20 protein-coding genes and 1 tRNA gene are annotated in these 20,039 nt (G+C 69.9%); 11 read left to right on the top strand and 10 right to left on the bottom strand.

Annotated features, from left to right (window positions below; translation table 11 throughout):
- From SNE35_RS27215 to SNE35_RS27170, 10 genes are all read left to right on the top strand, one after another.
- Positions 1–621, top strand: a complete 621-nt coding sequence (locus SNE35_RS27215; RefSeq protein WP_320426194.1) for a formate dehydrogenase subunit gamma — start codon at positions 1–3, stop codon at positions 619–621.
- Complete coding sequence (gene fdhE, locus SNE35_RS27210) at positions 618–1,586, top strand: formate dehydrogenase accessory protein FdhE (RefSeq protein ID WP_320426193.1); 969 nt, start codon at positions 618–620, stop codon at positions 1,584–1,586. Before SNE35_RS27215 ends, fdhE begins: the two co-directional genes overlap by 4 nt.
- Before the next feature lies 1 nt (position 1,587).
- Positions 1,588–3,051, top strand: a complete 1,464-nt coding sequence (gene selA / locus SNE35_RS27205) for an L-seryl-tRNA(Sec) selenium transferase (RefSeq protein ID WP_320426192.1) — start codon at positions 1,588–1,590, stop codon at positions 3,049–3,051.
- Positions 3,044–3,574, top strand: coding sequence for a TlpA family protein disulfide reductase (locus tag SNE35_RS27200; protein WP_320426191.1), 531 nt, complete (start codon positions 3,044–3,046; stop codon positions 3,572–3,574). Before selA ends, SNE35_RS27200 begins: the two co-directional genes overlap by 8 nt.
- Positions 3,575–3,594: 20 nt before the next feature.
- The gene (locus tag SNE35_RS27195) at positions 3,595–4,710 is read left to right on the top strand and encodes a transglutaminase-like domain-containing protein (RefSeq protein ID WP_320426190.1); all 1,116 of its coding nucleotides are present in this window, start codon (positions 3,595–3,597) and stop codon (positions 4,708–4,710) included.
- A gap of 158 nt (positions 4,711–4,868) precedes the next feature.
- Positions 4,869–6,770: a selenocysteine-specific translation elongation factor gene (selB, locus tag SNE35_RS27190; RefSeq protein ID WP_320426189.1), complete on the top strand. Its 1,902-nt coding sequence runs from the start codon at positions 4,869–4,871 to the stop codon at positions 6,768–6,770.
- 3 nt (positions 6,771–6,773) lie between these two features.
- Positions 6,774–6,866 (top strand) — tRNA-Sec (locus SNE35_RS27185).
- A 24-nt stretch (positions 6,867–6,890) separates the two neighbouring features.
- Positions 6,891–7,298: a VOC family protein gene (locus tag SNE35_RS27180; RefSeq protein ID WP_320426188.1), complete on the top strand. Its 408-nt coding sequence runs from the start codon at positions 6,891–6,893 to the stop codon at positions 7,296–7,298.
- A 31-nt stretch (positions 7,299–7,329) separates the two neighbouring features.
- Positions 7,330–7,845: a hypothetical protein gene (locus SNE35_RS27175; protein WP_320426187.1), complete on the top strand. Its 516-nt coding sequence runs from the start codon at positions 7,330–7,332 to the stop codon at positions 7,843–7,845.
- Positions 7,835–8,407, top strand: coding sequence for a nitroreductase family protein (locus tag SNE35_RS27170; RefSeq protein ID WP_320426186.1), 573 nt, complete (start codon positions 7,835–7,837; stop codon positions 8,405–8,407). Before SNE35_RS27175 ends, SNE35_RS27170 begins: the two co-directional genes overlap by 11 nt.
- A 16-nt stretch (positions 8,408–8,423) precedes the next feature.
- On the opposite strand, the gene SNE35_RS27165 is transcribed toward SNE35_RS27170, so the two are convergent.
- From SNE35_RS27165 to SNE35_RS27140, 6 genes are all read right to left on the bottom strand, one after another.
- On the bottom strand, positions 8,424–9,977 hold the full coding sequence (locus SNE35_RS27165) for a methyl-accepting chemotaxis protein (RefSeq protein ID WP_320426185.1): 1,554 nt from the start codon (positions 9,975–9,977) through the stop codon (positions 8,424–8,426).
- Between the two features lie 188 nt (positions 9,978–10,165).
- Positions 10,166–10,381: a DUF3820 family protein gene (locus SNE35_RS27160; RefSeq protein ID WP_320426184.1), complete on the bottom strand. Its 216-nt coding sequence runs from the start codon at positions 10,379–10,381 to the stop codon at positions 10,166–10,168.
- A complete protein-coding gene (locus SNE35_RS27155) occupies positions 10,378–11,544 on the bottom strand; it encodes an MFS transporter (RefSeq protein WP_320426183.1) in 1,167 nt (388 codons plus the stop codon). The genes SNE35_RS27160 and SNE35_RS27155 overlap by 4 nt, the downstream gene beginning before the upstream one ends.
- On the bottom strand, positions 11,541–13,829 hold the full coding sequence (locus SNE35_RS27150; protein WP_320426182.1) for a glycoside hydrolase family 3 C-terminal domain-containing protein: 2,289 nt from the start codon (positions 13,827–13,829) through the stop codon (positions 11,541–11,543). The genes SNE35_RS27155 and SNE35_RS27150 overlap by 4 nt, the downstream gene beginning before the upstream one ends.
- A gap of 33 nt (positions 13,830–13,862) precedes the next feature.
- On the bottom strand, positions 13,863–14,882 hold the full coding sequence (locus SNE35_RS27145) for a 2-dehydropantoate 2-reductase (protein WP_320426181.1): 1,020 nt from the start codon (positions 14,880–14,882) through the stop codon (positions 13,863–13,865).
- 60 nt (positions 14,883–14,942) lie between these two features.
- Positions 14,943–15,488, bottom strand: a complete 546-nt coding sequence (locus tag SNE35_RS27140) for an Mpo1 family 2-hydroxy fatty acid dioxygenase (protein WP_320426180.1) — start codon at positions 15,486–15,488, stop codon at positions 14,943–14,945.
- 69 nt (positions 15,489–15,557) lie between these two features.
- Here SNE35_RS27140 and SNE35_RS27135 point away from each other — a divergent pair, with 69 nt between their 5' ends.
- The gene (locus SNE35_RS27135) at positions 15,558–16,271 is read left to right on the top strand and encodes a YceI family protein (protein WP_320426179.1); all 714 of its coding nucleotides are present in this window, start codon (positions 15,558–15,560) and stop codon (positions 16,269–16,271) included.
- A gap of 3 nt (positions 16,272–16,274) precedes the next feature.
- Here the strand turns inward: SNE35_RS27135 and moeA are convergent, their stop codons facing one another.
- Genes moeA through moaA form a run of 4 tightly spaced genes read right to left on the bottom strand, consistent with a single transcriptional unit; the run spans position 16,275 to position 19,813 of the window.
- On the bottom strand, positions 16,275–17,549 hold the full coding sequence (moeA, locus tag SNE35_RS27130) for a molybdopterin molybdotransferase MoeA (protein ID WP_320426178.1): 1,275 nt from the start codon (positions 17,547–17,549) through the stop codon (positions 16,275–16,277).
- 15 nt (positions 17,550–17,564) lie between these two features.
- A complete protein-coding gene (locus SNE35_RS27125; protein ID WP_320426177.1) occupies positions 17,565–18,116 on the bottom strand; it encodes a GNAT family N-acetyltransferase in 552 nt (183 codons plus the stop codon).
- Complete coding sequence (gene mobA / locus SNE35_RS27120; RefSeq protein ID WP_320426176.1) at positions 18,109–18,708, bottom strand: molybdenum cofactor guanylyltransferase MobA; 600 nt, start codon at positions 18,706–18,708, stop codon at positions 18,109–18,111. The genes SNE35_RS27125 and mobA overlap by 8 nt, the downstream gene beginning before the upstream one ends.
- Positions 18,701–19,813 (bottom strand): GTP 3',8-cyclase MoaA, encoded by a 1,113-nt coding sequence (moaA, locus tag SNE35_RS27115; RefSeq protein ID WP_320426175.1) that lies wholly within the window; start codon positions 19,811–19,813, stop codon positions 18,701–18,703. The genes mobA and moaA overlap by 8 nt, the downstream gene beginning before the upstream one ends.
- Positions 19,814–20,039: the final 226 nt, after the last annotated feature.

Raw genomic sequence — 20,039 nt, 5'->3', positions numbered from 1 at the left:
ATGCGCATGCTCCAACGCTACAAGGACGGCGACCGCGTCAACCACTGGATCGTCGCGCTGCTGTTCCTCTGTGCCGGCCTGTCGGGTCTGGCTTTCTTCCATCCGGCCTTCTTCTTTCTCAGCGCCTTGTTCGGCGGCGGGCCGTGGACGCGCATCCTGCATCCCTTCTTCGGCGTGCTGATGTTCCTCGGCTTCGTCGGCCTGTTCCTGCGCTTTCGCAGCCGCAACGTCTGGAAGGCGCGCGACAGCGAATGGGTGCGCAAGGCGCCGCAGCTGCTCCGAGGACATGAAGAGGGCATGCCCGCCGTCGGCAAGAACAACGCCGGCCAGAAGGGCGTGTTCTGGGGCATGACCGTCTGCCTGCTCCTGCTGCTCGTCACCGGCGTGATGTTCTGGCAGCCCTGGTTCGCCGATAGCTTCCCGATCCTGGCGCGGCGCATCGCGGTGGTGGTGCACGCACTGTCCGCCACGATCCTGATCCTGATCGCGATCGTTCACATCTACGCCGCCATCTGGGTCAAGGGCTCTGTGCCGGCGATGATGCGCGGCACTGTCAGCGAGGCCTGGGCGCGCAAGCACCACCTGCTGTGGTACCGCGAAGTGACGGGCGACAAGCAGTGACGGGCCGCATCCTCAGCCCCGAAGAGATCGCGGTTCGCGCGGGGCGGGCCGACCCCTTCCTGCGCCTGCCCGACGCGACCGTGTTCGCCGAGCGCGAGATGCGCCTGCGCCAGCGCGCCGCCGGCCATGCGATGCGCGAGTACCTGCTGTTCATCGCCGACGTCGCGCACGCGCAGCACGAGTTGCTGCAACAGCTGGTGGCGTTGCAATTGCCCGATGTCGCCCAGGTCGAGCTGGCCGCCAATGCCGGCGTGCCGCTGCTGCCGGCGGACGTCTTCCCGCGCGAGGCCGCCTGGCGCGAGGGCCTGCGTGCGCTGCTCGACAAGCTGCTGGCGCGCACGGCCGCAGTGCCTGCGTTGGCGATGTTGGCCACGCTGCGCGAGGCCGACGACGCCCATCTGGATATGCAGGCCCAGCGCCTGCTGAACGGCGTGATGCTGGGCCTGGACCTCGGCAGCGCGCCGCTGATCGGCGCGGCGCTGCAGCTGCACTGGGTCCGCCTGGTCAGCCAGACGCAGGCGGCGCACGGGCAGGCGCGTGTCGTGCCCTTCGGCCGCACCGACGTGCCCACGTTGTGCCCCTGCTGCGGCTCGCGCCCGGTGGCCGCCATCACGCGGCTGGGTGCCGAGCTGTCGGGCACCCGCTACCTGCACTGCTCGCTGTGCGCGGCCGAGTGGCATTACGTGCGCATCAAGTGCACGCACTGCCAGAACACCAAGGGCATCCATTTCCAGGAGCTGGAGGGCGGAACGCACGCGGCGCAGGCCGAGTGTTGCGACGAGTGCGGCCACTACCTCAAAATCGTTCACATGGAAAAGGATCATCAGGTCGACCCGGTGGCAGACGATCTCGCCTCGCTGACCCTGGACCTGCTCGTCTCCGAGACCGGCCTGCAGCGCAGCGGCGTCAACCTGATGCTGCTGTTCGGCGATCCCGAGCCGCCGCCAGATCCGGGAGGTCCTTGAGATGAAGCCCGAAGCATCCGTGGTCCACGGTCTGAAGGCGGAACCCAAAGATATCCCCTCCGTCGACCGACTGCTGGCCCGCGTGCCCGCGCTGGTCGAGGCGCACGGCCACCGCTTCGTGGCCGACGAGGCGAGGGCGCTGCTGGACGGTCTGCGCGTGCGCGCGTTGGCGACTGAGCTGGAACGCTCGGAACTCGAACCCGCCACGCTCGCCGCCGCGCTGGAAGCGCGCTGCGTGCAACGGCTGACGCCGCGCATCCGCCGCGTGCTGAACCTTACCGGCACCGTCATCCACACCAACCTCGGCCGTTCGCTGCTGGCCGATGCCGCGCTGGCCGAACTGCCGGCGCTGATGAGCGCGCCGAACAACCTGGAATACGACCTGGCCAGCGGCGGCCGCGGCGATCGCGACAGCCTCGTCGAAGGCCTGCTGTGCGAACTGACCGGCGCCGAGGCCGCGACCGTCGTCAACAACAACGCGGCGGCCGTGCTGCTGTCCATCGCCGCCCTGGCTGGCGGCAGGGAAGTGATCGTCTCGCGCGGCGAGCTGGTCGAGATCGGCGGCGCCTTCCGCATGCCCGACGTGATGGCCGCCGCCGGGGCGCGGCTGGTCGAGGTCGGCACCACCAACCGCACCCACCCGCGCGACTACGAGAACGCGATCGGCCCGCAGACGGCGATGCTGATGAAGGTCCACACCAGCAACTACCGCGTGCAGGGCTTCACCTCGGCGGTGGACGAAGCCACGCTGGCCGAGATTGCGCATCGCCACGGCCTGCCATTGGTCAGCGACCTCGGCAGCGGCTCGCTGGTCGACCTCGCGCAATGGGGTCTGCCGCGCGAGCCACTGCCACAGGAGATGCTGAAGGCCGGCTGCGATGTCGTGACCTTCAGCGGCGACAAGCTGCTAGGCGGCCCACAGGCCGGCCTGATCGTCGGCAAGAAGGCCGTCATCGAGCGCATCCGCAAGTTCCCGATGAAGCGGGCGCTGCGCATGTCCAAGCTGCCGCTGGCGGCGCTGGAGGCCACCTTGCGGCTGTACCTGCAGCCCGAGCGCCTGACCAAGGACTTGCCGACGCTGCGATTGCTGACCCGCCCGCTGGCCGAGATCGAGCGGCAGGCGCAGCGCCTGCAGCCGGCCGTGCAGCAGGCGCTGCAGCCGCGCTACGCCGTCTCGGTGCGCGCGATGCAGGGCCAGATCGGCTCCGGCTCGCTGCCGGTCGAAAGCCTGCCGTCCGCCGGCCTCGTGATCGCGCCGTTGGCCGCGAAAGGCCGGGGCCGGGCGCTGGAGGCACTGGCGAAGGTGCTGCGCGAGTTGCCGGTGCCGGTGATCGGCCGCATCGCGGACGACATGCTGTGGCTGGACCTGCGCTGCCTGGAACGGGACGAAGATCTTGCAGCACAACTGGCTTCACTTTCACGCTGGACAATCGCCGCTTCCAACGACGAGGCTCCGCTTGAGTAACGCAACCGTTCCACTGACCCGACGCAGCGTCATCGCCCTGGGCGCCGGCGCGGCCCTTCCGGCGCTGGCGCAGGAATCCAAGGGCTTCCTGCGCCGCCCCTGGCCCAAGGGCCAGGCCACGCCGCCGCTGGACCTGCCTGGCTATGACGGCCCGCGCTGGAAGCTGGGCGACGCGCACGGCAAGCTCGTGCTGCTGAACTTCTGGGCCACCTGGTGCGAGCCCTGCCGCGACGAGATGCCCACGCTGGAACTGCTGGCCACCTTGTACGAGAAGCAGGGCCTCGTCATCATGGCCGTGAACCAGCGCGAGACCGATGCCGCGATCAAGCGCTTCATGGACCAGATGCCCATCAGCCTGCCGATCCTGCGCGATGCCGACGGGCTCACCTCCCGCGCCTGGGGCGCCCGCGCGTTCCCGACCAGCGTCGTCGTCGGCCGCGATGGCCAGGCCCGCTTCACCGTCGTCGGCCAGGTCGACTGGAACGGGCCCGAGGCCCGCCAGTGGATCGCCACTCTTCTCTGAACTTTCTCGAGCCCATCATCATGTCCATTAACAAGCTCTCCCGCCGCGACCTGCTCAAGACCACGGCTGCTCTTGCCGCCATTCCCGGCGCGGCCTTGCCGGTTTTTGCGGCCGACGCGCCGCGCCAGTTCGCCCCGCAGCCCGGCCCGTGGCGCACCTTCGAGATGACGACCCGCGTCGACGTGGCCGACGCCCAGGGCATGACCCGCGTCTGGCTGCCGATGCCCGACATCGAGACCGACTTCCAGAAGACGCTGAGCCAGGACTGGCGCAGCAACGGCGGCGAGGTCCGCATCGTCTCCGACACTGCCCGCGGCGTGCGCATGCTCTACGCCGAGTTCCCCGCCAGCGTGAAGGCGCCGCAGCTCGAACTGGTGAGCCGCATGCAAACCCGCGGCCGCGCGGTCGACTGGAGCCGCCCGGTGCGCGCCAGCGAAGACGCGGAGGTGCTGAAGCTCAACCTCGCCCCGACCGAGCTGATCCCGGTCGATGGTCTGGTGAAGGAGACAGCGCTGAAGGCCATCGGTGGCGCGCGCACCGACGTCGACAAGACCCGCGCGATCTACACCTGGCTGGTCGCCAACGCGCACCGCGAGCCGACGGTGCGCGGCTGCGGCCTCGGCGACGTGCGCACGATGCTGGAGACGGGCAATCTGGGCGGCAAGTGCGCGGACCTGAACGCGATCTTCGTCGGCATGTGCCGCTCGGTCGGCGTCCCGGCGCGCGACCTGTACGGCCTGCGCGTCGCGCCCTCGGCCTTCGGCTACCGCGAGCTGGGCGGCAACCCGGCCAACCTGAAGGGCGCGCAACACTGCCGCGCCGAGGTGTTCCTGAAACAGTACGGCTGGGTGGCGATGGACCCGGCCGACGTGCTGAAGGTGATGCGCCAGGAAACGCCCGAATGGATCAAGGACCCCAGCGTGCCGCTGGTCGCACCGGTCAACAAGGCGCTGTTCGGCAGCTGGGAAGGCAACTGGATCGCCTACAACACCGGCCACGACGTGATGCTGCCCGGCTCGTCCGGCAAGGCCACCTTGCCCTTCCTGATGTACCCGCAGGGCGAGAACGCCAGCGGCCGTTTCGACGAGCTGTCGCCGGACACATTCAAGTACACGATCTCCAGCCGCGAAATATGAGCCCCTCGTCCAGTCACGCCCTGCTGAACGCGGGCATGCCTGGCCGGTCCCCCGAGGGGACGGCGATGCTTGCGGCATCGAGCCGCAAGCACATCGCCAGACGGGCCGGCTTGGGGCGGCCCGGCGCTCGGCCCGAAAGCGCGCGTCGAGCGACGTAGATGATTGTCGGGACGGCCGGTCACATCGACCACGGCAAGACGACGCTGGTGAGGGCGCTCACCGGCGTCGACACTGACCGGCTGCCCGAGGAGAAGAAGCGTGGCATCAGCATCGAGCTGGGCTACGCCTTTCTCGACGATCCGAATTCCGAGGCCCGCATCGGCTTCGTCGACGTGCCCGGGCACGAACGCTTCGTGCACACGATGCTGGCCGGCGCCACCGGCATCGACTACGCGCTGCTGCTGGTGGCCGCCGACGACGGCGTGATGCCGCAGACGCGCGAGCACCTCGCGGTGCTGAGCCTGCTGGGCCTGTCGCGCGGTGCGCTGGTGATCACGAAGGCGGACCGCGCGACGCCCGAGCGGCTCGCCGCCGTGCAGGCCGAACTGGAAGCGCTGCGCGCCGGCAGCAGCTTGAGCGAGGCGCCGATCCTTCAGCTCAGCGCCACCACCGGCGAGGGCCTGGATGCGCTGCGCACGCTGCTGTTCGCCGAGGCGTCGAGCCCGCGCCAGCGGCCACTCGACGCCGCATTCCGCCTCGCCGTCGATCGCAGCTTCAGCCTCGACGGCGTCGGCACCGTCGTCACCGGCAGCATCCATGCCGGCAGGGTCAGCGTCGGCGACGAACTGGTGCTGAGCCCCGATCCGCAGGCCCGCCGCCTGCGCGTGCGCAGCCTGCATGCGCACAACCGACTGGTCGCCACCGCCCATGCCGGCCAGCGCTGCGCGCTGGGCCTGGTGGGCATCGCCAAGGACGAGATCGCGCGCGGCCAGTGGCTCAGCACGCCGGACGCGGCCCTGGCCAGCGATCGCATCGATCTGCGGCTCAAGCTCTGGCCCGGCGAGCCGCGCCCGCTGCGCTCGGGCACGCCGGTGCACGCGCACATCGGCGCCCGCGCGGTCACCGGCACCGTCGCGCTGCTCGATGCGGACACGCTGCAGCCCGGCGGCGAGGCGCTGGCGCAACTGCTGCTGCGTGAGCCGATCGGCGCCTGGCGTGGCGACCGAGTCGTGCTGCGCGATGCCTCGGCCAGCCGCACGATGGCCGGTGGTACGGTGCTCGATCCCTTCGCGCCGCAGCGTTATCGCCGCACGCCGGCGCGGCTGGCGGAACTGCGTGCGCTGCACGAGGCGACGTCGCCGGCGGAGCGCCTGCAGGCGCTGCTCGACGCGGCACCGCTGGGGCTGGACCTGCGCCGCTTCGCCGTGGCCGAGGGCCTGAAGCAAGACCTGGCACCGGACGGTGACGCCGCGCTGCTGGCGGGCGACTGGGCGCTGTCGGCCGCCCACGCCACAGTGCTGGCGCAGCAGGTGCAGGACCGCCTGGCCGATTTCCATGCCCGTCAGCCCGACGAACTCGGCCCCGAAGCATCCCGCCTGCGCCGCCTCGTCGCACCGCGCCTGCCGGAGCCGCTGTGGCGCGCGTTGCTGGCGCGCGGCCGCGAGCAGGGCCTGCTGGCCCAGCGCGGCGCCTTCGTCCATCTGCAGGCGCATGGGGTCGAGCTGTCGGCGCTGGAGAGCCGCATCGCGCAGAAGGTGGCGCCGCTGCTGGCTGCCGCCGGCTTCGACGGCGCCTGGGTCCGAGACCTGGCCCGCGACACGCAGGAGGCCGAGACGCTGATGCGCGCGACCCTGGCCCGGCTCGCCCAGCAGGGCGACGTGCACCAGATCGTCAAGGACCTCTATTGCGGTGTCGCCGAGATCGCGAAGATGGCCGCCCTCGTGCGCGAATTGGCGGGGCAGAATCGCGAGGCCCAGGTGTCGGCCGCCGGCTTCCGCGACGCGACCGGCCTGGGCCGCAAGCGCGCGATCCAGGTGCTGGAATATTTCGATCGCGTCGGCCTGCTGCGTCGCGTTGGCGACGTGCACCGCCTGCGCGGCGAGGCCGACTTGTTTGCATGATTCGGAGGGGAGACGACACCGGTGTGTCGGCCGGGCTTCAAACCCGGTGGGTGGCGCCACGCGCCGCCGGGTGGGTTCGACTCCCATTCCCCTCCGCCCGTCTTCCCTGGTGAAGTAGCCATGATCCACATCCGCGAACTCGACCACCTCGTCCTGCGCATCGTCGACCTCGATCGCATGCTGCACTTCTACTGCGAGGTGCTCGGCTGCACCGTCGAGCGGCGGCAGGACGAGATCGGCCTCGTGCAACTGCGTGCCGGCCGCCACCTGATCGACCTGACCCCGGTCGACGGCAAGCTCGGCCGCGCCGGTGGCGCCGCGCCCGGCGCGGAGGGCCGCAACCTCGACCACTTCTGCCTGCGTGTCGAGCCCTTCGACGAGGCAGCGATCCGCGCTCACCTGTCGGCGCACGGCATCGAGGCCGGCCGCGTCGAGTCCCGCTACGGAGCGGAAGGCGAGGGGCCGTCGATCTACCTCAGCGACCCCGAGGGCAATGTCGTCGAGCTGAAGGGGCCGCCGGCACCGTAGTACGGACCGAGGTCCGCGCCACAATGGCGCGATGAGAACATTCACGAGACGGGCGTTCGCGAGCGTGATGCTGGCGTTTGCCGCTTGGGGCGCACAGGCGGCCGATGCCCTGACGATGCACAGCGTCGTGCTGCTGCAGCCCGATGCGCTGATGAAGGAGCGCGTGCAGGACGTGGACCGCTTCAGCGCCTACATCAAGGCCCTGGTTCGCGAGGCGCAGGTGCCCGGGCCCGGTGCGGCGGCCAGCGGCTTCATCGTCGTGGCCTTGAGGCCGGGTGCGCAGTCGCGCTTCTGGCTCGATTTCGATGGTGGCGAGGCCGCGTTGAATCCGATGGTGCGCGCGGCACTGCTCAAGCAGCTGACCCATGTGCCGGCGATTGAGGTGCGGCAGGGGCCGGTCGTGTTCGCCTTGAACGTGGGCCTGTATGGCGGCAAGCCCTCGCCGCGGATCGCACCGTCGCCGCAGGAGTTCCGCGAGGCGTCGAAGCAGGCGGGGCGCCCGTTGGAGGTTGGAGAACTGGTGGAGCGGATCTGGAATGAGCAGTGACAAGAACCTGCTGCAAGACCTGCTGGGCCGCTACTCGATCGGCCCCAAGCACCTGGTGGAGCCGGGGCCGAGCGACGATGAACTGCGCCTGATGGTCGAGGCCGCGCTGCGCGGGCCTGACCATGGCGAACTGGTGCCCTGGCGCCTGAAGATCGTGCGCGGCGAGGCGCGGGCGCGGATGGCGGAGCTGTTCGCCGCGGCGGCCCGGCGGGCCGGCAAGGATGAGACCGGTGCGGCGATGGATGCCGAGCGGGCGCTGCGCCCGCCGATGACGGTGGCCGTGGTAGCGCGCATCGACATGGGCCATCCGCAGGTGCCGGCGCACGAGCAGTGGGCCTGCGTCGGCGGCGCGCTGGCGAACTTCCTCAATGCCGCTCATCTGCTTGGTTATGGCGGCAAGATGCTCAGCGGCGCCAAGGTGCGCGATCCCGGCATCGCTGCGGCCTTCTGCGAGCACGGCGAGACCTTGCTCGGCTGGATCGCGCTGGGCACGCCGCTAAAGAAGCCCGCCGGCCCCGCGCGCAAGGGCGGCGTGGACGAGGCGATGAGCTTCTGGTCCTGAGCGAACGCCCGTTTGCTTAAAGCCTGAACAACGACACCGCCTGCGAGAGCGAGGCCGCCTGGTGCTTCAGGCTCTCGGCCGCGGCGGCGCTTTCCTCGACCAGCGCGGCGTTCTGCTGGGTCACCTGATCAAGCTGGCTGACCGCGTCGCCGACCTGGCTGATGCCCGTGCTCTGCTCGCGGCTGGCGGCGCTGATCTCGCCGATCAGGTCACTGACGCGCTTCACGCGGGCGACGATGGCTTCCATCGATTCGCCGGCCTCGCCGACGAGCCGCGTGCCGCCATCGACCTTCTCCACGCTCTCGCTGATCAGCGTCTTGATCTCGCGGGCGGCCTGGGCGGAGCGCTGCGCGAGGCTGCGCACCTCGCCGGCGACAACCGCGAAGCCGCGCCCCTGTTCACCGGCGCGCGCCGCTTCGACGGCCGCGTTCAGCGCGAGGATGTTGGTCTGGAAGGCGATGCCGTCGATCGTGCCGATGATCTCGGCGATGCGGTGCGAGGAGGCGGAGATGGCCTTCATCGTCGCTACCACGCGGCCCACGACGCGGCCGCCATCGGCCGCAGCCTGCGAGGCATCGCCGGCCAGCGCCGTCGCCTGGCTGGCGGTGTCGCTGTTCTGCCGGACGGTGGCGGTCAGCTGTTCCATCGACGCGGCCGTCTGCTGCAGGTTGCTGGCCTGCTCTTCGGTGCGCTGGCTCAGGTCCGCATTGCCGTTGGCGATCTGCACCGAGCCGGTGGCGATCGAGTCCGCGCCGTTGCGCACCTCAGAGACGATGCGCACGAGACTTTCGTTCATGCGGCGCAGCGCGGCGAGCAGCAGGCCGGTCTCGTCCTGGCTGTCGACCTCGATGCGCGAGCTGAGATCGCCGGCGGCCACCGTCTCGGCCACCTGCAGCGCGCGGCCGATGGGCACGGTGATCGAGCGCGTGATGACCCTCGCGAACACCGCACCGATCACCACTGCCACAACCAGCAGCGCGATGACGGCGCTGCGGGTCTGGTGGTACGAGTCTTCGGCGGCGCGATAGGCCTGGTCGCCGCCCGAGGTCTGGAATTCGACGTCGCGCTTGAGCGCCTTCATCGTTGCGTCGAAGCCGGCGCCCGACTCGTTCAGCGAGATCGCGCGGGCCTTGTCGAGGAAGCCGGCATCCGCATGCGGGAGCGCGAGCAGCTTGGCCAGCGCGTCGTGATAACGCTGCTGCGCGGACTGGATGTCGTTCGCGTACTGCTCTTCTTCGCCCGGATTGATCGTGGCGGCGTAGTCCTTCCAGGCCTGGTCGGCGGCGCGGCGCGCCTCGTCGATGCGCTGGCGCTCGGGCTCATAGGCCGCGGGCTGGTCCTGGATCACGTAGATGGTTTCGGCGCGGCGCTCGTCGGAGATCGCGGCGCGGTACTCGCCCAGCGCGCGCATCGCCGGCAGCCAGTTGGTGGCGAGGTCGGACGTGGCGTCGTTGACCTGGCCCAGCCGGTTGACCGAGAACAGGCCGACGATCAAGGTCAGCACCAGCACGGCGGCGAAGCCCAGGCCCATGCGCGGGCCGATCTTGAAGCGGGCGAGGAGAGAGTTCATGCGACAACCTTCGGGGCAGCTTGGTAGGTAGTGACCCCAGTACAGGCCGCCGGGGCTGACCCGGAACTGACCCTTGCCCGCGCCGCGGCCCGGCGCGGGGAATCTGCCACGCGGTGTCAGAGCGGCGTCAGGGCGCTGACAGCGGGCCGTCAGCGCCTGACTTCAACGCCCGATTTCAGCGCCCGACTTCAACGCCGTCTCCGCAGCGGATCGAGCAGGCCGCGCAAGTCGTTGTGATCGATCTCATACATCAGCGCCAGCAGCCGGCCGATCTCGCCTTTCGGAAAGCCTTCCCGTGCGAACCACCCGAGATAGTTGCCGTTCAGGTCGGCGATTCGCGTGCCCTTGTGCTTGCCGAAGGGCATCTCGGTGATGACGAGCTTCAGCAAGTCTTCGGGGTTCATGGCTTGGGTTTCGGCCGTAGCACGCCGGTAACGGCCAGGCTCAGCAGGGTCAGCGGCAGGCCGATGCCGAAGGCCCAGCGGATGCCCAGGTGCTCGGCCACGAAGCCCAGCGAGGGCGGAGCCAGCAGGAAGGCGACGAAGGCGGTTTGCGCGAGCGCCGCCACGTTGGTGGCCGCGGGTCGGTCGGTGCGCTGCGCGGCGGCCGACATGGCGAGCGGGAACAGCACGCTGGTGCCCATGCCCATCAGCGCGAAGCCGATCAGCGCCAGCAACGGGTTCGGCGCGAAGTAGACGAGCAGCACGCCGCAGCACAGCACGCAGAGCAGCACCCGCGCGACGACCAGCGGGCTGTGGCGTTCCACATGGCTGTCCGCCAGGTAGCGCGTCACCGCCTGCGCGAAGGCGCCGGTGGCCACGGCCAGGCCGCCGAGCCAGGGCGCGGCCTCCATCGCGTCGCGCATGTAGATCGCCGACCAGTCGAAGCCGGCGCCCTCCATCACCAGTGCCGACAGCGACAGCGCCACCAGGCCCATGATGGGCATCGTCGGCATCGCGAAGTGCGGCGTGGGCTCGCCGGTCTGCGCCCGCTCCCGTGCGGGCTCGAAGCCGCCCAGCAGCACCAGGGAGAGCACCAAGGCCAGCGGCACCATCAGCGCGAGCTGCCACTGCGGGCTGATGCCGGCGCGTGCCGCCAGCGCGCCGAGCGCACCCGCGCCAAAGAAGCCGAAGCTCCAGAAGGCGTGCGCCCGGTTCATCAGCCGGCGGCCTTCCTGGTGCTCGACGCGGTCGGCCTCCAGGTTGACGACGACCTCGATCGCGCCGATCAGCAGGCCCGCCGGGACCAAGGTCAGGAACAGCGCCAGCACGCCGTCCGCGTGCGAGGCCAGCGCGTAGAAGGCGGGCACCAGCGTCGGCACGGTCAGCAGCATCCGGCGGTGGCCGATCCGCTCGATCAGCCGGCTGGCCAGGCTCAGCGAGATCAGCGTGCCGACAGCCGTGCCGATCAGGCCCAGGCCAAGCTGGCTTTCGCTGAGGCCCATCGTGCGCTGCAGCTCGCCCAGGCGCGGGAAGAAGCCGCCGAAGCCGAAGGCGTAGAGGAAGAAGCCGGCGAACACACGGCGATGGGCGGGCATTGCGATGCCCAGTTGGCGGGCGAGGCTCACTGTTTCTGCGCTTTCAGGATCTCGTCGATCCGCTGCTCGGTGAAGGCGCCGTGCGAGAAGGCCGGGATCTTGTCGATCGGCATCTCGTTGACGAAGACCCAGGTGGACATGCGCGTCTTGCGCAGCGCGCTTTCCTGCTCGGGTGTCAGGCCCTCGGGCATCGGCTCCAGCAGGGCGCCCATGCCCAGGGCTCGGACCAGCTCTTCGTAGATCGCTGGCTGGCCGCGGAAGTCCTCCACCAGCGAGGCGCTCGTCAGCGGTCCAACGAGCGGCGCGGTGCGCACCTCGACGGCGGCGCTCAGCGGCAGCTCGCGCGAGGAGCCGCCCACGCGCAAGTCGAAGTTACCGGGCTTGACGACCCAGGCCGCGGCGCGCGCGTCGTAGTGGGCGAAGTCGCGCCGCGTCAGCGTCAGGCGCACGGTCTTCTGCTCGCCCGGGGCGAGGCGGACCTTGTCGAAGGCGCGCAGCTCGTTGACCGGGCCAGGCGCGGCCGGCTCGCGCTCGTGCACGTAGAGCTGCACGATCTCCTGGCCCTCGACGGCCCCGACGTTCTTCACCGAGACCTCGACGGCGAGGGCGGCTGCGGCCTCGTCCGCATCGAAGCTCGACGCCACGCGGATGCCGGTGTATTCGAAGCGCGTGTAGCTCAGGCCGAAGCCGAAGGGGAACAGCGGCGCGAGGCCGCGCTTGTCGTAGTGGCGGTAGCCGACGAACACGCCTTCGCCGTAGAAGGCCAGGCCATTACGGCTAGGGAAGCCGGGGAAGGGCGGGGTCTGTTCCAGCGCCACGGGGAAGGTCTCGGCCAGCTTGCCCGAGGGGTTGGCGCGGCCCGTCAGCACGTCGGCGATCGCGCCGCCGCCGGCCTGGCCACCGAGCCAGGCTTCGACGAGGCCCTTGACCTTGTCCAGCCAGGGCATCTCGACGGCCGAGCCGTTCAGCAGCACGACGACGGTGTTGGGCTGGGCTGCGGCCACCGCCTCGATCATCCGCACATGACCCGGCGGCAGCGCCAGCGATGCGCGGTCGAAGCCTTCGGACTCGTAGCTGTCGGGCAAGCCGGCGAAGACGACCGCCACCGGGGCGGCTGCAGCCTGCGCGGCGGCCTCGGCCAGCAGTGCGTCGCTGGTCTCGCCTTCCTCGTCGCAGCCTTGGGCGAGCAGCAGGTGCTCGGCGCCCAGCAGCGCGGCCAGTTCGTCGGCGGCGTTGGTGACGCGGATCGGGTTGACCTGCGAGCTGCCGGCGCCCTGGTAGCGCGGCACCTTGGCGAAGGCGCCGACCAGCGCGATGCGGGCGCCGGCCTTCAGCGGCAAGACCTGCCCCTCGTTCTTCAGCAGCACGATGCCCTCGGCGCCGGCGCGGCGGGCCAGCGCATGGTGCGCCTCGGCATCGAAGCCGCCGGGCTTGCGCGCGGCATGGGCCTTCAGCATCACGGCGACCAGCTCGGTGGCCGATTGCGCCAGCACCTCGCGGGCGAGGCTGCCGGCCTCGACGGCGGCGATGATCTTCTTGCGGTTGTAGTCACCGCTGCCGGGCATCTCCAGGTTGTTGCCGGCGGCCACGCCAGCCACGCGCTCGTGCGTGCCGCCCCAGTCGGAAACGACGAAGCCCTCGAAGCCCCATTGCTCGCGCAGGATGTCGGTCAGCAGCCCGTGGTGCTCGGACGCGTGGGTGCCGTTGACCGGGTTGTAAGAGCTCATCACCGACCAGGGCTGTTCCTCGCCCGGGCGGCTCACCGCCATTTCGAAGGCGGGCAGGTAGACCTCGTGCAAGGTGCGCGCGTCGATCTCGGAGCTGGTGGACATGCGCCGTGTTTCCTGGCTGTTCACCGCGAAGTGCTTCAGCGAGGTGCCCACGCCTTCGCCCTGCACGCCGGCGATATAGGCCTCGGCGATGCGGCCGGTCAGCAGCGGGTCTTCGCTGAAGTATTCGAAGTTGCGGCCGCCCAGCGGCGAGCGCTTGATGTTGATGCCGGGGCCGAGGATGACCTGCACGTCGGCCGCCTGGCATTCGCGCCCCAGCGCCGCGCCGACTTCGCGGACCAGCGCCGTGTTCCAGCTGGCGGCCAGCGCCGGTGCGGTCGGGAAGCAGGTGGCGGGCACGGCGTCGCCGTAGCCGCTCTCGACCTTGCGCAGGCCGTGCGGGCCGTCGGACACATTGATCGGCGCGAGGCCCAGCCGCTCGACGCCATGGGTGCGCCACCAGCCGTCACCCAATAGCACCAGCGCCTGTTCTTCGATCGTCATCTGCGCGACCAGCTCGGCCGCCTGCTTCTTGAAATCCGTCATCTCTTGTCTCTTCCTCAGTACTGCTTCAACGCTTTAACGAATACCCAATGCACGTTCCAATTCGCGCGGCCCGTAGGGTTGCGGGCGTTGCGGCCAGGCCTGCACGAGGCCCAGCATCTTCTCGTTCAGCGGCGCGCGGCGGCCCAGGCGCTGCGCCAAGCGCACGACCTCGCCGCTCAGCGCGTCGATCTCGGTGACGCGACCCAGGGCCAGGTCATCGGCCATGCTGGAGCGGGCCTTGTCGTCGATCTTCAGCATCTTGGCCGCGATCAGCCGGAACAGCGGCGAGGGCAGGCGCAGCACGCGCAGCAGCTTGCGCGGCGGCAGGGCAGTCATCTGCGCCACGGCGATGCCGCCGGCTTCAAGCAGGTCCAATGCCTCGGCCTGCAGCGCGGCCCAGCAGCGCCGGTAGCCGCGCTCCAGTAGCTCGGCGCGCAGCGGCCGGCCGGAGAGCGCGTTGACCGGGTTGTTCAGGTTGATGACCAGCTTGCCCCATTGCACGGCGGCCAAGTCGGCATGCAGCTTCAGCTTGAGGCCCAGCGACTCGAAGGCCTGCTGCAGCGCGCGCAGCGCCGGCTCGTCACCATTGCCTTGCGCGGCCAGCGCGCCGCCGGTGCCGCGGTGAAAGCGCCCGGGCGCCAGCTCGGCGATGTTGAAGGGCACCATGCCGGGTCGCCAGTCGAGCCCCGGCGCTGCGACGCGGCCACGCTCGGCATTGCCGATGCCGTTCTGCATCGAGACGACGAGGCTGCCGGGCGGCAGCGCCGCAGCCAGCTCCCGCGCGGCCTCGGCGGTGGCGCCACTCTTGACGCTCAGCAGCGTGACCGCTGGCTGCAGTGCGGCGGGCACCGTCCCGTGCAGATGCAGCGCGGCGGCGGGCAGGGCGGTTTGCCGGCCGTCCAGGTCGCTGACGGTGAGGCCCTGCTGGCGCAGCCCGCCCAGCACGCGCGGCCGGCCGACGAAGTGGACCTCCAGGCCCGCTGCGGCCAGCACGCCCCCCAGGTAGCAGCCGACCGAGCCGGCACCCATGATCAGGATTCTTGTCGTCGTCATCGCCTGCAAAAAAATGACGCCGTCACGGCCGTGACGGCGTCGGTGTCAGAGGGAGGAGGGTCAGGCCATCGGATGGGCGAGATCGCGGATGTGCGTCGGGCCGGCGCGGCGCTCGATCTCGGCCAGCATCTTGCCGCCCCAGCCGAGCATGAACATTGCCTCGCCAACGACGAACATCGGCCCCACCAGCAGGCCCACCAGGTCGTCGACGAAGGCCGGCTTGCGCCCTTCGTAGTAGTGGCCGACGAACTGGATGATCCAGCCGACGATGAAGCTGCCCAGGCCCCAGGCCAGCCACGATGCCATCGAGCCGCTTGCCGGCGCCTCGGCCAGGGCCATCAGCGCGGCGTTGACGAGGCTGGTGGCCAGGCCCAGCGCGAGGTTGCCGCGCGTCAGGTACCAGGCCGTGCTGAGCGCCCAGACGAGCCAGGCGGCATTCGTCTGCAGATCGCCCAGGTGGATGTGCACGCGCGCCAGCAGTACGCCGATCGAGAACACGATCAACGGGATGCCGACGAAATGCGTCAGGATGTTGCGGCGGTCGCGGTGGTACTCGGCGTACTGCACCATCAGATCCAGCGCGGGGCGGAAGGGCGAGGTGGCCATTGGCGGTCTCCTTGATGGACTTTTGCCAATGCTAGTGCATGGTGGCGGCCCGCAGTCAAAATCGATGGGATGAAGATGCTCTGTTTTCCCGGGTCCATTTTTCTGCGCGCGACGCTGCCGGCCTTGATGCTTGTCGCCTGCGCGACGGGGAGCCCGCCGGAGACGGATGTGATGACGCCGGCTGCCACGGCGATGACGGCACCCGATCCCGCGGCCGGGCCCGTCTACCGCATCGACCCCGACGCCGGCTCTGCGCGCATCCTCGTGTTCCGCGGCGGCACGGCGGCGCGGCTGGGGCACAACCACGTGCTGGCCGTTGCCAGCATGAGCGGCTATGTGCAGGTGCCGCAGGGCAGGGCCGAGGAGGGGCGCTTCGCGCTGTCGTTCCGGCTCGACGGGCTGCGGATCGATCCGGCCGCGTTGCGGCAGTCGCTCGGCGCCAACTGGGCTTCCGAGGTCTCCGCCGAGGCGGCCGATGGCACGCGGACCAATATGCTGCGCAGCCTGGAAGCGGAGAAGTTTCCCGAGGTGCGCATCCGCTCGCTGCGTCTGGCCGGCGCGGCGCCGAAGCTGGCGGCCCAGGTGGAGGTGGACCTGCACGGGCAGCGGCGCGCGATATGGCTGCCGCTCGATGTCGAAGTCAGCGAGGCCCAGGTCAAGGCGACCGGTTCGCTGGTGATCCGTCAATCGGAATTTGGCATCCAGCCCTTCACGGTGCTGGGCGGGCTGCTGTCGGTGCAGGACGAACTGGTGGTGGAGTTCGACCTGCGCGCGGTCAGGTGAGTGTCAGATCAGGCCCTCGAAGGGCACGACGTCGACGAGGCTGCCGGCCGGCAGGTCGCCCTGCTCGTGGCCGAGCACGAGCAGGCCGTTCGCCAGGCTCATGCTGCTGAGCACGCCCGAGCCCTGGCTGCCGGTGATCTCGACCTGCCAGGCACCGTCCGCAGCGCGGCGGCTCACGATGCCGCGCTGGTACTCAGTGCGGCCGGGCTTCTTGCGCAGCGGCGCGGTGGTGGCGGCGCGCAGCAGCGGCAGCGGGGCCGGCATGGCGCCGCTCATCGCCAGCAGCGCGTCACGCACGAAGGCGTAGAAGCTGACCATCACCGCCACTGGATTGCCGGGCATGCCGAACAGCAGCGCATCGCCGAGGCGCCCGACGGCCAGCGGCCGACCGGGGCGCATCGCGATCTTCCAAAACAGCACTTCGCCGAGTTCGGCCATCACCGCTTTCGTGTGGTCCGCTTCGCCGACGCTGACGCCCCCCGAGCTGAGCACCACATCGGTCTCGGCAGCGGCACGGCGAAAGGCTTCGCGCAGTGCGGCCGGGTCGTCCGGGATCACGCCGAGGTCGATCACTTCGCAGACGCCCAGGCGCTGCAACATGGCCCACATCGTGTGGCGGTTGCTGTCGTAGACGCAGCCCGGGGGGAGCGGCTCGCCGACCGGGCGCAGTTCGTCGCCGGTGGCCATGATGGCCACGCGCAGCCGGCGCCATACCGGCACCTCGGCTCGCCCCAGCGACGCGATGAGGCCGAGGTCGGCCGGCGTCAGACGGCGGCCGGCCGGTAGCGCGACCTGGCCGCGGGCAAGGTCTTCGCCGGCGAGGCGACGGTTCGCCCCGGGTTGCACCGCGCCGGCGGGGATCACGATCGTGTCTCCGTCCAGCTCGACGAACTCTTGCGGTACGACCGTGTCCAGGCCCGCGGGCATGACGGCGCCGGTCATGATGCGCTGGCACTGGCCCGTTGCAATTTCGATCGCGGCGGCCGAGCCGGCCAGGCTGGTGCCGGCCAGCGCGAGGCGGGTCGGCTCGCCTGTTTGCAGTTCGCTGCCGCGCAGCGCGTAGCCGTCCATCGCCGAGTTGTCATGGGCCGGCACGTTGATGCCGCAGACAAGATCCTCGGCCAGCACGCGGCCCAGCGATTCGCGCAGGCCGACGCTTTCGCGCTGCGCAGGCCGCGGCAGCAGCCGTGCGATGAAGTCCTGCGCCAGCGGCACGGGCATCGAATCGGGGTCGTAGCCGGCGAGGCAGGAGGCGATGTCGGAGAGGGCGTTGGTCATCGATAACTTCGAAATTCAGCGGAGCCTGCGCATCATCAGGTCTTTGTCGAGCAGGCGGCCGTCGGGCAGCTTCAGAGCGCCTTCCAGCCGACCGTAGCGGACAAAGCCGCAGCGCTCGTACAGGCGCACCGCGCCGTGATTGCTGGCGGTGACGCTCAGCGTGGCGATCTCCAGCGTGGCGTCCTGCTGCAGCAGGCGCAACGCGCAGTCCAGCAGCAGGCCGCCGATGCCCTGGCCCTGCAAGTCGTCGGCCACCATCATGCCGACGATGTGCGAGACGTGGCGCACCTTCAGCCGCGGTTCGCGCTCGGCGCTGATCGCCCCGCCGAGGCGGCCACCGCGCCAGGTGCCCAGCGTGAACAGGCCGACGCCATTGGCGCCGCCGCCCAGGCGGCTGCGGTAGCTCTCGGGCTCGCGCCGCATCTCGGTCTCGGCGTCGGAGGTGAAGGCTTCCGGATGCCTGGCCAACATGCCGTCGCGCAGTTGCTTGTAGGCGAGCAGTTCGGTGTCGCGCAGTACGCGGACCTCCCAGTCCTGCGGTGCGCGGCGCGGTGCGATATCAGTCATTGCTGCGCTCCAGTGTGTGCAGCTCGGCTAACGTGTTGGCGTTGAAGAAGGCGCGTTCATCATCTGGCCGATCGAAGGGCACGCGACGCAAGCGCTGCGCGGCCATCCAGGTCTCGACCTTGCGACCGCCGTCGTTCAAGTAACGCTCCAGTTCAGCGGACAGGCTGCGGCGCAGCAGGCAGAAGACGGGCTGGAGGCGGCCGTCGGCGGTGAGCGGTACGGCGATGTCGGTGCTGTCGTCGATGGTCGCAGCGAGCCACGCGGCGAGATCTGCCGGCAGCAGCGGTGCGTCGCAGGGTGCGCTCAACAGCCAGTCACTGCTGCAGGCGCGCAGGCCAGCGAGCAGGCCCGAAAGGGGGCCGGAGAAGGAGTTGTCCGCATCGGCGACCACCTGGCAGCCCAGCGCCGCGTAGGCTTCTGCGTTGCGGTTGGCGCTGACCATCACGACATCGACCTGCGGCCGCAGCCGTGCCAACACATGTCCTGCGAGCGGCCGGCCGTCCAGCAGCTGCAAGCCCTTGTCGACGCCACCCATCCGGCTGCCGCGCCCGCCGGCGAGGATCAGGCCGGTGATGTCCTGGCGCTCAACCACCGATGTAGTGCATTTCGACGCGCCGCTCGCCCGCGTCCGTCGTCTCTGCCCCCGCGGCGCCGCGCAACTGCGAATAGCGGTCGCTGCGTCCATTCCAGACCTGCGCGATCGCGCCGGCCAGTTGGGCGTCGCCGATGTCCGGATCGCGCAGCAGGGCGCGCAGATCGTGGCCACGATGAGCGAACAGGCAGGTGTAGAGCTTGCCCTCGGTGGACAGCCGGGCGCGGTTGCAGTCGCCGCAGAAGGCCTGGGTGACGCTGGAGATCAGGCCGATCTCACCGCCGCCATCGGCATAGGCCCAGCGCTCCGCCGTCTCGCCCGGTGCGGCCGGCGAGAGCGGCTTCAGCTCGAACTCGCTGCGCAGAAGATCCAGCAGCTGGGCCGAAGGCAGCACCTCGTCCATGCGCCAGCCGTTGGTCGCGCCGACGTCCATGTACTCGATGAAGCGCAGCGTGACGCCGCTGTTGCGGAAGTGGCGCGCCATCGGCAGCACCTGGCTCTCGTTGGTGCCGCGCTTGACGACCATATTGACCTTGATCGGCCCGAGGCCCACGGCCTGCGCCGCCTCGATGCCGGTCAGCACCTCGGCGACCGGGAAGCCGACGTCGTTCATGCGCTGGAAGATCGCGTCGTCCAATGCGTCGAGGCTCACCGTCACGCGCTGGAGGCCGGCATCCTTCAAGGCGCGGGCCTTGCGGGCGAGCAGCGAGCCGTTGGTCGTCAGCGTCAGGTCCAGCGGCGCGCCGGTTGGCGTGCGCAGGCGCGCAAGCATCTCGATCAGGGTTTCGATATGGCGGCGCAGCAGCGGCTCGCCGCCGGTCAGACGCAGCTTCTGCACGCCGTGCGCGACGAATGCGCGCGTCAGCCGCGTGATCTCTTCGAAGCTCAGCAGCGAGGCATGCGGCAGAAACTCATAGTGCTTGTCGAAGACTTCCTTCGGCATGCAGTAGCTGCAGCGGAAGTTGCATCGGTCGGTGACCGAGATGCGCAGGTCTCTTAGAGGCCGACCGAGCACGTCACCGAGCAGGCCGGTGGGCACGACGGGCTCCGCCACCAGGCGGCGGATGTGCCGTAGATCGGTCAGCGGGATGACTTTGTCTGCCATGTTCATCATTGTGCCCCTGACACAGAAGACGCTTCCTACCGCGGTGGGTCAAGGAGCTTTCAAAAACTTTCGCGCCATCATCTTGCTTGCCCCGAAAAACCTGTGCTACAGTAGAGGGCTTCGCTACACACAAACCGCCTCGGCGGGTGCGGCGAAGGAGGTAGGGATTTGGTTGGCAGTGGTATGGCTAACCGGCGTTTCTAGTTTGATCGAACGGGCTTGTTGA

It is taken from the genome of Roseateles agri, from assembly GCF_034043675.1.
In the GTDB taxonomy this organism is placed as follows: Bacteria; Pseudomonadota; Gammaproteobacteria; order Burkholderiales; family Burkholderiaceae_C; genus KK5.
This window is presented reverse-complemented; position numbering and strand designations above follow the sequence as displayed.